Below are 13,321 nucleotides of genomic sequence, written 5' to 3' on the forward strand. Positions count from 1 at the left end.
CGAGCGGCCCATGTGAATTTCAGATGCGATTTACCGTCCATTCGAGAACTTGATCCGGCCACTGGATATTCCCTACCGGCCGCTGCCCTCCAAGGGGCCGCTAGCCGTCCTTTTGCATTTTATTTCGATGTTTCGCGGCGTGCTAATTGCGCTAGCGCTTTCCTCGATGGCGATGGAAGCCATCAATCTGACGATCGTCTGGGGGCTTTCGGTCATCGTCGACGGCGTCACGCAGCAGGGCGCTTCCGCATTCCTGCAAAACGAATGGCCGCTTTTGACTTTCCTTGGCCTGCTGATCTTTCCGGCCATGCCGGTCGCCTCGTTCCTGCTCAACACTCTGACCTCGCACACGCTCGGCGTCGGCATGCCGGCCGCCATCCAGTGGCAGGGCCACAAGGCGGTGGCGCGACAGGATCTCGCCTTTTTCCATGATCTCTATGCCGGTCAGGTTGCCTCGCGCCTGCAGCAGGTAGCATCTGCCGTCCAGCAGCAGATCATTGCCGCGTTCCAGTCCATCCCACGCTTCCTGGTCCAGTTGGTCGGCTCGGTGGTCCTGCTCGGTTCGCTGTCCTGGCAGCTTGCCTTGCCGGTCGTCGTCTGGATCGCGCTCAACGTGGCATTCACCGTCAAAGTCGTTCCCACCTTTGCCGAACGCGCGCGCCGTACCGCCAAGCAGCGCAGCATGGTCGCCGGCGCCATCACCGACCTCTACACCAACATGCAGATGATCAAGCAGTTCGCTGCCGAAGACAGCGAGGCCGGCGCTATCCGTCGAACCATCCAGGAGGCCGTACAGACGCAACACCGCGAACAACGCATCTATCGCACCTCGGAACTGACGGTCGTCGTCCTCAATATGGTGCTGTGGCTGACGAGGCTTTCGATCGGATTTTCTGGTCTCGTCAAAGGGTTTCTCTCCGTTGGCCAGTTTGTCGGCGCTGTGTACATCCTCCAGCGGCTGTCGACACAGATCTTCACGTTCCTGCAAATGGGCCAGCAGATTTTCCAGGCGATCGGCACGTTCAAGGACGCCATGCCGGTCATGACAACTCCGCCTACCATCACCGACCGGTCGGATGCGCCTGATTTCAAGGTCGAGACCGGCGAGATCCGTTTCGAAAATGTCAGCTTCGCCTACAAGGCCGGCAAGCCTGTCATCGAAAATCTGTCGCTGACGGTCCGTCCCGGCGAAAAGGTCGGCCTCGTCGGCCTCTCGGGTGCGGGCAAGACCACGCTGGCAAACCTGCTCTTGCGCTTCTACGATATCAGGGAGGGCGCGATCCTGATCGACGGGCAGGATATCCGCGCCGTCAGCCAGGCAAGCCTTCGGCGCGCCATCGGTGTCATCGCGCAGGATGTCGCGCTGCTGCACCGTTCAGTTGGCGACAATATCCGCTATGGCCGGCCGGAGGCGAGCGAGCGGGAAGTCGAAGAGGTGGCGAAAATGGCGGCCGCCGATGCCTTCATTGCCGATCTCTCGGACGCCGAAGGCCGCAAGGGCTATGAGGCCTTCGTCGGCGACCGCGGCATCAAGCTGTCGGGCGGCCAGCGCCAGCGCGTCGCCATCGCCCGCGTGTTGTTGAAGAACGCGCCGATCTTGGTGTTGGACGAGGCGACCTCTGCTCTGGACAGCGAATCCGAAGCCACCATCCAGGAACAGCTCAACCTGGTCATGGAGGGAAAGACGGTGATTGCCATTGCGCATCGCCTTTCTACGATCGCCATGATGGATCGGATAGTCGTGCTCGATCAGGGCCGTATCGTGGAAGAAGGCACGCCCGACGAGCTGGTTAAACAGGACGGCTTGTTTGCGCGCCTCTGGAAACGTCAGACCGGCGGCTTTATTCCAGACGAGCTCCGCTAACCTACGCCTGCCACCAGGTGACGGCGCCCATTGGCCGTCAGGTGCCGATCGCCGCGCGGGCAACACCCCGTATCTTGAAATTTTTCCAGTCGAGCCGCAGCCGAACACCGTTATGCTCGGACCGGAGCCAGTCCCATGCCATTTCGATTCGTCCACACCGCCGACATCCACCTCGACTCGCCGCTGCGTTCGCTGGCGATGCGAAACGGCGACCTTGCCGAACTCGTCGGAGACGCCAGCCGTCAGGCGTTTGTCTCGATCGTGGACCTCTGCCTTGCGGAACGCGTCGATGCGCTGGTCATTGCCGGCGATCTCTATGATGGCGACCAGACGTCGATGAAAACCGCCCGCTTCCTGGGGTCGCAGATGACACGGCTGCATCAGGCCGGCATCAGGGTCTTCAAGATCCGTGGCAATCATGACGCGCTATCGCGCATATCGAAGCAGCTGGTGTTCCCGGAGACGGTCACGATCTTCGGTGGCAGTCCCCAGTCAGTGCTGCAGACAGCCGCCGGGCTCGACGTCATGTTTCATGGCTTGAGCTTCGCCAGCCCCAAGGCGCCGGACAGCCTGCTGCCCAAGTATTCAGCGCCGCGTGAAGGCGCGGTCAATGTCGGCATCATGCATACCAGCCTGGCCGGATCGCCCGGCCACGACGTCTATGCCCCCTGCAACGCCACCGACCTGCATGCCCATGGCTTCGACTACTGGGCGCTTGGGCACATCCATGTCCGCCAGGTCCATCCCGGATCGAGCACGGTGGTGATGCCGGGAATTCCACAGGGCAGGGACATCAATGAGGCCGGGGAGAAATCCGTCACCCTGGTGACGATACGCGACGACCGCACCATTGAGATCGAAGAACGGCTGACCGGTATCGCGCAGTTTGAGCGGGTGAACGTCGACCTGACCGAAACGGTCGAGTGGTCCGATGTCGTCGGCCGAGTCCGCTCCGCGCTCGAACGTGTTCGCGCCTCTGTCAAATCCCGTCATGCCATGGTCCGTCTCGGCCTGACCGGCGCATCACCTTTATCCTGGGCGCTGATCCGTGACCGCGACCTGCTGCTCGCGGAAGCCGAGCAGGTCGCGGAGCAGATGGGTGACACCTGGGTGGAGAAGCTCGAGCTTAACGTCTCTCCATCCGCGGCCGAACCATCCGAGGGCATCGCCGATCCGATTTTCGAACTCGCTCAATCCATGCGCGCCGATGCCGGCTCGGACACGTTCCGAGCTGAGGCGAGGGCGCTTGTCCAGAAAATGATCGCGGACCTTCCGCCTGACGGGCGCGACTTCGCCGGCAAGGACGAGGCTGAGCTGGAGCTGTTCCTCGACAGGGTGCTTGCCAAGGGCGCCGACCTGGTTACCGCCCGTCTCAAGGCCGGTGGATCACAATGAGGCTGCGGCGACTTGATCTCATCCGTTATGGCAAGTTCACCGACAGGACGATCGACTTCGGTCCGAAACCTAAATCGGGTCCCGACCTGCATATTGTCTTCGGCCTGAACGAAGCCGGCAAGTCGACAGCACTTTCGGGCTATCTCGACCTGCTGTTCGGCATCGAGGAACGCAGCCGCTACAATTTCCTGCACGAGTACAGCGCCATGCGCATCGGCGGGGTGCTCGAACTCGGCAGCGAGGAGCACTTTTTCACACGCACCAAACAGCGCGCCAACTCCTTGCTGAACGCGGCTGGCCAACCGGTCAGCGAGATGGCGATCTCATCCCATCTCGCCGGACTGTCTCGCGACGCATACCAGACCATGTTCTCCTTGGACGACGAAACGCTGGAAGCAGGTGGAAGATCGATCCTGGAATCGCGCGGCGACCTGGGCAAGCTGCTGTTCACGGCGAGCGCAGGGCTTGGGCACGCAAGCGATACATTGAGCCTGCTCGAGGCCGAGGCGGACAGGCTCTATCGCAAGCAGGCACACGGAACCGAGCTTGCACTGCTCAAGAAGCGGCTTGCGGAACTGAAGGCCAGTAAGGACGCGATCGACACTTTGGCGTCGACTTATGAGAGCCTTGAAGTCGAGCGTCTCGACGCGACGGAAAAATACGACCGAAGCATCGCCGAGCGGTCGGTGCTGTCGGCTCGGCTCGATACGATCGCGAAGTATCTTCGCGCGATGCCGATCCTTGCGGACATCAGGCGCAAGCAAGCGCAATTGGCCGAGTTGCCTGAGATCGCGTCACCGCCACGGAGCTGGACCGGCAACGTCGCCGACATGATCGAGGCCGACGCCAGCCTGAGAACGCGGCTATCGGCGAGCGAGGACGAGCTTGAGCGGGTGACGACGAAAATCGCATCGGTCGACGTGGACGCGGTGATCCTTGCGATTTCCGAACGGGTTCGCGGCCTGGCGGACCGCAAGGTGCGCCACGTCTCGGCCGGTCTCGACCTGCCAAGCCGCAGGACGGAACTGCAAATCCTCGACAATGCCGTGGCGGCCTGCCTTGCCGCTCTTGGCAGGTCCTCTGAGCCAGACCCTGCCAAACTGCTCTTGCCTGCCGCAACCATTGGCGCCGTGCGCACCATGATCGAGCAGCGATCGGGGATTGTGACCAGCGTCCGCGTTGCGCGCGAGGAGGCTGCGGCAGCAGCCGATGCGCTTCAGGCGGCACGCGAGCGGGTCGGAGAAGAACGGGCCGTGCCCGAGCCTGCCAGGGCAAGGCTGGTTTCGGCTTTGGCTACGGCAAAGGCCAGTGGGTACATGAGGGAGACCAAGGCGGCACGCGAGGCCGCGGATGCCGGTGCAATTCGATGGCAGGCCGCGATCGCGCGCTTGCATCCCTGGTCAGGAGATGCGCAGGCCTTGGCCAGGATCGCCATACCGAATGCTGCGCAGCTTGGCGCATGGAAAGCGCTGGCAGCGGAGCTCGGGAAGGGCAGAGGCGTCCTTTCCGATCGTCTTGCCGAGCACCAAGGCAATCACGACTTGCTTTCGGCGCGGCTGGAAGTCCTTCGAGCCTCGGTCGATATCGCCGACGATGATGCGGCGGACGCCATTCGGCGCGCCCGGGACGAGGCCTGGGCAAGACATCGCGATGACCTGACTGGCGAAACCGCGGATGATTTCGCGGCAACACTGGCCCGAGACGACAGTGTCGGCGCAGGCCGCTTGGCCAACGCCCGGGAACTGGTCGAGATTCGCGGCACAAGCCGCAACCTCGCAGAAACCGCGGCCGCCATCGCGCATGCGCGCGACCAACTTGCCCGCAACGGCTCAGATCGGGAGGCTTTGCTCTTGGAAATACGCACGGCCGCCAGAGAGCTGCTCGGACCGTGCCAGGAAATATCACCCGAACAGCTGATCGAGCTGATCGAGGACCGCATCGATGCCCGCATCGATGCGCTCGCGGCCTGGGAGGAGATCGAGCTTTCGCGCAAGAAAGCCGAGCGGGCGGTTGATGAGGAAGGGCGAATACGCCTGGTGTTGAACGGTGCTCTGGCGAGCGTCGGCGTCGGTTCGGATGCTGGTGACAGCCTGGAGACGGTCATGGCCGTGGCAGAGCTATTCCTTGAGAGACAATTCAAGGTGGACGCTGAGCGCACCGAAGCGCTCAAGACCGTTGGCACAAGGCAAGAGGATCTGGCCGCCAGGCGCCGCGCTGTCGAAGTCGCGGAGCGACGTGAGGATGAATGGCAGGCCGGTACTGCCGAAGCGCTCAAGGGCACCTGGCTGGAGAGCGGCATCTCGGTGTCCGGCATGGGGGGCGTCCTTGATCAACTCGCTGAACTGTCCAAGGGCCTTCAGGACCGGGACGCCATGCAGCTTCGCATCGAGAAGATGGAGGCCGACAGGGACAATTTTCTGGTCGAGGTTTCCGCCGTTGCAGCCGAAGCGGGCGAGGCGGCCGACGACGAACCGGAACAGCTGGCGATCCGGCTTGCCCAGCGCCTGGAGCGCGCCGAGCGCACGCGCGAGGCCAAGGCAAGCCTCGTCAATGACTTGCAGCGCCTGCAGGATCAGCGTGAGATCCTCGATGCCGAGATTTCGGCGCATGAGCGCCACAAGAACGAGGTCCTCAGCGTCTTTGGCGTTGCCACGCTAGCGGACGTCGTGCAACGCGACGAACTGCTGCGCGACAGGGATCGCCTGCGCACAACCGTGGCCGAGCTTGAGGAGCAGGTGTCATCCGAGCTCGCGACGGAAGGGTTCGAGCAGGCGCGTTCGATATTGGATGCCGTCGATCTCGACAGTCTCGCAATCGAGAAGGCTGAGGCCGAGCAACGGCTTCGCGCTTCTGACGAGGCAATACAGCACCAGCTCATTCGGCAGACGCGCGCGACCGACAAGCTGGACGCTATTGGCGGCGACAGTGCTGTTGCCCGCGTAGATGCCGAACGGCGCACCGTCCTTCTGGAAATCGAGGAAAAGGCCGTCCGCTATATCGAGCTGAAATTGGGAATAATGTCGGCTGGCAATGCTTTGCGCGTCTACCGTGAACGTCATCGCTCCGGGATGATGGAGCGCGCGTCGGACGCCTTCGCCCTCATGACGCGCGGCCAGTACTCTGGCCTGACAACCCAGCCCGTGAAGGGTGGGGAAGTGCTCATCGCGTTGCAGCGCGACGGGCAATCCAAGGTCGCCGATGCGCTGTCAAAAGGGGCACGTTTTCAGCTCTACTTGGCGCTCAGGCTTGCCGGGTATTACGAGTTCGCACAGTTCCGACCCTCAGTTCCATTCATCGCCGATGACATCATGGAGACCTTCGACCATGTCCGGTCCGAGGAGGTTTTCCGGCTGTTTGGGGAGATGGCCAGTGCAGGACAGGTAATCTACCTGACGCACCACCAGCACCTGTGCGAGATCGCCAAGGCTGTAGTGCCGGGCGTAGCGGTCCATGAGCTCGGATGAGATTGGACTTCTTGATGCGCTGCGGAAATACCGTGCCGTTCGATTTCCCCTTAGCTAGTCTAATCGACATTCCAAGCGCCGGCTTTGGTGTCAGCTTTGCGCCTCATTCCCGCCGTTCACGGTGATCGTCGTGACCCCGAAACACGCCGCTCCAGCTGACCGCATCTGCACGCACTCGCAGCATCGCTGCTAAGATTTGGCAATCCCGAAACCGTTCGACATCAGCGGTCACTTTGTCCGAAGCCGGATACTCCTAGCAACTCGAAGCCAGAGCCCTCTTGCAAGGGCGATGCTCCTACCGGCATATGCTTCGAGATGGGGCGAAGTTGGTGATATGGTAGTGTTCCAGAGCTTGGTTCGCACCCATAAACCAAGAGTTCGATATTGACGGAAGTATAGTAGACATGGCTGATTTTGCATTTCGATTTCTCTTATGGGATAATGATCAGCCATATCAATCGTCTAAATGCTTCATAATCGCCGATCCGGCCATTAATGACCGTAAACAGTGGACGCTCCAACTGGAGCGCCCAGACGATGCGTCGTGGTTTTATGAAATCGATGACATCAAGGACTGGATGTTGCACGGTAACCCAGTGCGGAAGATTTTTTACGATCGGGCGGATCCTCGCACGCCGTTCCGACAGTTCGAACGAGACGAAGTCTTTCGAGAATATCTCCGCAAGATCCTCGACAGGATACCCGCCGAATATCAGTCGCGGCGCAAATTTGCCCTCATGCCGTCGATCGCCGATAGTGACGCTAGAACGCGGTACAAGGATGGTATAGAGGCTGCCATTCCGGGTGTCACAGTTCTCCCAGAACCAGAGATGGTCGCGGAGTATTTTCGTCTTCTCAAGCGCAGTCTGAAGCTCGAGGCAGGCGAGAACAATGTCCTCCTCGTCGTGGATGCCGGCGCCTCGACCGCCAACATGACCCTGATCGTCAGTCGCCGCGATAGTACCATCCTCAACATAGACAAGACGGGTGCCCAGCGCGACCTGCGGCTTCGCGCGCTGCGTGGGGATAGCGATCATCATGCCGGTCGATGGGTAGATCGGCGACTGGCCGAACGTCTTGGCCTGAATGTTACGGACACGGTCCTGCGCGACATCGAACGGGACAAAGTGCAAGCTAGCTTGGGCAAAACTCAGGACTCCTACCCCCACTCGTTGCCGCAGACATCGCTTGCAATTGACCAAGCCATGCTGGCCTCCGTTTCTTCAGAGCTTTGGGCGGAGTTGCGTCCATTGTTCGAAAAGCTATGCGAACGGCTTTACGAAAATCAAATCTCTTCGCAGGACGCCCGTCTAAAGAGCGAAGAACGTCTCCATGAACGCGACGTGAATGCGCCTGGTGACGCGCACCGTCTGATAGACACGATCCTGCTGGCGGGTGGAACAAGCCTCCTGCCGGGCTTTGAAGAGGCGATGCTGGCGACGCTCTTCCCGGACGGTCATCGCCCCAACGTGCTGCGTGTAGGAAGCTCTTTCGCCGTCGCAGCTGCAGCTGGCGGCCTTGCACATATTCTGCACAATTACGCTCCGCCCCGCCTTCGAGAGGCTAGTGGACCGAGCAGCGAGCTCTTCACGGCTTCACTTGAGGCCACTCTCCCCCATCCGCTGCTATTGGGTGTCAAGGAGGCGGCGGAGCGGGAGCGTTATGTCACCGTGCTTGATCCAAACGACCCGTTTGTAGATGACGGTGGGGAACGCCTGATCGATGGCCTAGCCGCTCTGGCCCAAGGCGCTGAGCCCAAGGCGCGGCTGGTACCCGCCCTCACTGCCGGGGTCGATGCCCGCCGCGGCCGACGCTTTATGCCCATACAAGTCCGCCATTCGCCTGGCAGGATGCGGCTGGTGTGGGACCCGGCAGCCGAGCGGGCGTCCATAACCTCGGAACAGGTGGACGGAACGGGGCATCTCTGGATCGACGCCAGCAAACTGCGAAAGAGAAAGGAAGCTGCGCTCAATCCCTTCGACGAGCCTCTGCCGACGAACGCGCTGGCAGTCGACACTGCCGACGACATCATTATTGATCTCGGCATGTCTAAAATCGTCGCGGTCACAGCCGAACGCGGATGGGTCTCAATCGAAGAGCTGGAGCGGCTTATCAAGGAAGGGGACCCAGCCGCTGCGCGTCTGATGGCCGGAATCGATGTCGACGACGATCCGCATACGGACGATGATCGCGAAGCAGACGTCGCAATTGGTCGCGACGGCCGACCTGTTCGCCGCCACGTTGAGGACGCGTTTCTCACGTCGGATGACGGCATTGATGCCGCCGAACCGTTGGCTGATGTGGTCGTCAGCGAGATGAGACTCGTCGACGGCGCTCCTCCGGCTAAGGCGGGACCGGTAGTCGCCGCATCCGGTCCGCTCTTACCTTCTGCCCGATCAGAGCGGGATGGCCGCTCGGACTGGAGTATTCGGATCGCAGACTCTGATTTCTCCCACGCTTTGACGACCTTGCGCGACGTCCTTAAGAGTGAGGCTCCTCATCTCCACTTCGATGACATCGTAGTGTCGCTTCTGGCGCTTTCTGTCCGACCGATCGTGCTACTCGCCGGGCCACCCGGCTGCGGGAAATCGACGCTCGTACGGTTGATTGCCCGTCTCTTGGGCAAGAACGCTGGAGAAGACTTCCATGATGTCGCCGTGCAGGCGCATTGGGCGGACGACGAGGCCCTTTTTGGCGACAAAGGCATGCTGAATGCTTTGCGCACGCAACGGGAGATGGCCCATCTGGTCCTGTTCGATGAATTTAATCTGACGAGGCCAGAGTATTATTTATCTCGGCTTTTCCATGCTCTCGATAGCGGGACTGGCACGCTGACTCGAGATCAGCCGATCGCGGCCTGTCGGGTATTCGGGACGCTGAACATCGACGAATCGTCCAGGCCTCCCTCCCCAAAGGTAATCGATCGCTGTTTTCTGTTAGAGCTATCGCAAGTCCCCTATGATCGAGAAATACCGTCCGAGCTTACGATCTTGCGTTCTCTCACCCCGCTCCCAGGTCTGCCGGCAGTCTCGATGACTGGTGCGAGCACCGATGAACGAATTGATGGCGTGTTGAGCGCGCTTCACAAGGCGGTCTATCACCATGATCTTCGTCAAGATCTGCTGCCCTCGCGCCGGGTGCTCTCCGACATCAGGGCATCGCTTAGTCTGCATCACCGGCTTGATCTCCAGGGCAAGGAGCTCTTGGATCGCAGCGATCTGGTGGATCGCCTCATCGCAAGCCGCATACTTGTGAAACTGTCGGGTGCCTTCGATCAGCTCGCCCCCGCGCTCACGGCGATCGAAGCTTTTGTCGAAGATGGCGAGGATCTGCCCAGAACACGACGTCGCCTCAAACTGGCGCGCCAGCAGGCGCGCCTCGGGTTCGTTTCCCCGTGGCAGTGAACCAGACGACCATCGAAGAGGTGCGCGTCAGGGACGCGGACGGGATGGGTGTCAAATACCCCTGGAAACCGGACGCATGCTATCTAATCCGAGACGATCATCCCTATCTGGATTTCTTAACCCGGGGCCACCCCGCGCAACCTAGCCACCGTGAAACGAAGGTTTCGAAGCTGTCCGAACTTTGCGAGGACGGTATGCAATGGCAGCGATGGGACCTGTCAGAGGAATTGTCGAGACAGCGGCGGCTCGGCGAAGTCAGCGCCGTGTTAAAATTCCCCAAGGACAGTGTGCTGCGCTGCTATGTCATCCCGACGGCGCTTATCAGCTATCGCGATGTGGTTGCGATGGCGGAGGATATCGAAGGTGAACTAGGGTTCGCAGCCGTGTGGGACATGCTGGCCGACCGGCCCGGCCGGACATGGAGCCGGCCCGTGAGCGGGCCGCGCTCAAGCACGCCGGCCGAGATCATGAGTCTGCTCGAAGAGGAGATCCGTGCTGCAGGCTCGATCCGCAATAATCCCTTCACGGAATTGGCGCCTCACTCGAGACAGGATGTGCCGCTCGCAGAAAACGCCCTAGTCTCCCACTGGGCGACTCGCCGTTCGGGTCAAGTATGCGACCTTGCCAAGGTTCTAGAGGGTGCGCTTGAGACCATGGCGGCCAAAAGTGGTCGGAAAAATCCTGGTAATCGTCAGACAAAGATCAATGCGGAAGTCGAGCGCCTGAGCTCAATCTTGCGTGGACTCGGCGATGTGAGGACGAGGCTTGCTGGTTTCGTGAGGGACATTGAGCTTGGTACACGAATCCACCCGAGCCCGCTTTTTCAGCGAGATCACAGAGTTCGATCGCTGCTACGCGCTTTCGCGCCGACCCCGTCAGAGGCGATTTCTGAGGTTGAATCGGCGCGATCTCATTACCCACCGCTCTTCCTCAATCGTCTTTGGGAGCTTTGGGGAATTGTTTGGATCGCAAAAGAGCTGCGCCGACAGGGATTCTCCGGCCTGTGCACCGTTGAGGTGGTCGAGAGTGTGAAACGAAGCTCTTGGCATCTCACGAGAGGTGAGGTTGTCATCGAATTGGACTTCGAGGCTGAGCCCGTCTTCATCGACTATGACCGGATCCCCCCGGCACATGAGCGCGCTACGCCCGCGCTGGAGTGGGCGGCGCGCCATCAGGACCTTGATGTCGAGCGCCCTTTTATAGGAACAGAGCTCAAGTGTTCGCCTGACTATCTGGTTCGGATAACAACGCCGACTCAAAAGGCGCTGTTGGTCGGGGACGCTTGCTTGGCCAGTTCCGAGCATCATGGAAAGTCGGGCGAGATTACGAACTCGAAACCCTATACCGTCGAGAAGTATAGGAGAACCATTGGTTGGTCCACTGAGGACCAGGTCGTCAGATGTCATCCCATGGGTGGATTTGTCGTTTTCCCCCCACCCGCCCGCGCGTGGAGCAGCCTCGAGACAATACCAGGTGCAAGCGACTGCACTCTACTGTGCCCAAGCCCCAATGGTGATACGGAAGCAAGCCGTCGATTGCAAGTTTTGCTAAAGGCCGTCATGCCCGAATTTGGCGAATCGGGAATGGCGGCAACGGTCCCGCCGTACCCTTAAACCGGATGGTCTGCTTCCGGCCCGTTGCGGCCATTTCTGCACTCCCGCACTTTGGCTTTTCCAGCGCTAAACTGGCCTTGGGCGATGAATGGAAACGGTCAGGCGTTCCCGGTTTGTGCTCGAAAAGTCGCATAAATGGCAGTCTGGAAGTTGAAAGTTCAGGACCCCAAAAGGGCCTCATTTCATTCCATTGAACCCGCCTTGGCCGGATAACCCTTTGCGACGTAGCTAAGAAGGCGGCTTCATAGCCAAGCGCGATGGCGAAGATGCGCTAGTCTAGAATGCATCTGTGAATTTTTGCATGCGCATCGCTGCCGACACCGCCTGGCATGATTGTCCTGCTCGAAAACGGCTGCGGCGATCGCGGCAACGCGATCGATGCGGTCGTTTAGACAGAGGCCTCCGCCTGGCATCGAGCAACATGCACGGAGGTACGCAAAGCGCAAATTGCACCAAGTATTTAATGGGACGAGCCCCCCGCGCAAAAAGCTTGCGCTGCGTCCATCGTTCCGCCGAACTGGGGGGCGTGACGATCGACCACGATGGCCTATTTTTTGCAAAGTCGAATGTCCCGATTCCGAAGCCGAGGGAAAAACTCGACCACGCCGAAGAATAGTAACAACACGGGCAACGCAAGCCGCCTTGCCCAGACCAGAGAAGGTGCTTGCGGTGCTCTCACTGACACGAGATCGCAAATGGCACGTGGGTGAGCAACAGAACTGGCGACCCGCATGGTGATCAGCTTGACTCGCTGAGGAAGCACAAGGTCTCAGCGGCAGAGGCGCAAGCGACGGTCGAGGCTGGCCGCGCGGGATCTGATCGAAGCGTAGTCGGACAAGGAAGCGGTGTAGTGCCCCACCTCGATGTTCCTAGAAGCGCGCCGGCAGCCTGGGCGGGGGGGCTTGGGTTAGACTGCCGGCGCACGCCACTCATGAAGAGCGACCCCTTTTCGCGGTTCGGACACCCATAGTCAACCCGGCAGCGTCTGGATGCCCGCTGTGCTCTTTTCAGAGCGGCTCGCGATGCCGGCCATGTCGGCCGATCCTGCCTAGGATGGTGGGCCACTCTCGTCGGCCGAGTTGATGCTCCAGCCAGTATCGCCTTGCCGACCAGCATGAGTTTGCCGTGAGCAATCCGTCGTCCCGAGCGGATACTATCGTGCACGTGTCGCAGCACTCCGGGCGGCTATATCACCTAAGACAGCATGAAGAAGCGTTCCAAGTTCTTGTTCGGCGAGCCCGTGTGCAGTTCCTGAATCGGACAGTGGACGAGAATTCTCATGGCGGTGATGCGCCAGAAGGCATTCGCGTCCAACGGAATCAAGCCTCGACTATCAGTCCCAAACTACACATCACAAGAGCGATCTTCCACCCATTTGCAGATTATCCGACTGATCAGGCGGCGTCCGATATGTCCGACTCTGCCTCAAGCATTCCCACAGGTATGGACAGCGATCTCGCTATTTGTCGCAACGTGCTTAGCACTACTTTGGCAGTTTTTTAGTTCTGGGAGCGTTTTGAGGATTCCCAAGAGCGGTTTTGCGTGATTCATGAGAGGTCGGCTGTTGGAGGGGCCGGCCAT

5 protein-coding genes are annotated in these 13,321 nt (G+C 60.3%); all 5 read left to right on the forward strand.

Annotated elements, in window-relative coordinates; all coding sequences use genetic code 11:
• Positions 1 to 16 precede the first annotated feature (16 nt).
• The 5 genes from NKJ84_RS28695 to NKJ84_RS28715 all read left to right on the forward strand — a co-directional run bounded on the left by NKJ84_RS28695 (position 17) and on the right by NKJ84_RS28715 (position 11,740).
• Entirely contained in the window at positions 17 to 1,864 is a 1,848-nt protein-coding gene (locus tag NKJ84_RS28695) for an ABC transporter ATP-binding protein (RefSeq protein WP_352509231.1), read from the forward strand.
• A 135-nt stretch (positions 1,865 to 1,999) separates the two neighbouring features.
• Positions 2,000 to 3,259 (forward strand): metallophosphoesterase family protein, encoded by a 1,260-nt coding sequence (locus NKJ84_RS28700; RefSeq protein WP_352509226.1) that lies wholly within the window; start codon positions 2,000 to 2,002, stop codon positions 3,257 to 3,259.
• A complete protein-coding gene (locus tag NKJ84_RS28705; RefSeq protein ID WP_352509227.1) occupies positions 3,256 to 6,723 on the forward strand; it encodes an AAA family ATPase in 3,468 nt (1,155 codons plus the stop codon). The genes NKJ84_RS28700 and NKJ84_RS28705 overlap by 4 nt, the downstream gene beginning before the upstream one ends.
• A 404-nt stretch (positions 6,724 to 7,127) precedes the next feature.
• A complete protein-coding gene (locus tag NKJ84_RS28710; protein WP_352509228.1) occupies positions 7,128 to 10,127 on the forward strand; it encodes an AAA family ATPase in 3,000 nt (999 codons plus the stop codon).
• Complete coding sequence (locus NKJ84_RS28715) at positions 10,118 to 11,740, forward strand: hypothetical protein (RefSeq protein WP_352509229.1); 1,623 nt, start codon at positions 10,118 to 10,120, stop codon at positions 11,738 to 11,740. Before NKJ84_RS28710 ends, NKJ84_RS28715 begins: the two co-directional genes overlap by 10 nt.
• Positions 11,741 to 13,321 lie beyond the last annotated feature (1,581 nt).

Origin of the sequence: Mesorhizobium sp. M0048, from assembly GCF_040323405.1 — a bacterium.
Taxonomy (GTDB): domain Bacteria; phylum Pseudomonadota; class Alphaproteobacteria; order Rhizobiales; family Rhizobiaceae; genus Mesorhizobium.

Bases quoted from the DNA above. Each gene is read 5' to 3' on its own strand.
- NKJ84_RS28700 (WP_352509226.1), top strand. From the start codon at position 2,000: ATGCCATTTCGATTCGTCCACACCGCCGACATCCACCTCGACTCGCCG.
- NKJ84_RS28710 (WP_352509228.1), top strand. From the start codon at position 7,128: ATGGCTGATTTTGCATTTCGATTTCTCTTATGGGATAATGATCAGCCA.
- NKJ84_RS28705 (WP_352509227.1), top strand. From the start codon at position 3,256: ATGAGGCTGCGGCGACTTGATCTCATCCGTTATGGCAAGTTCACCGAC.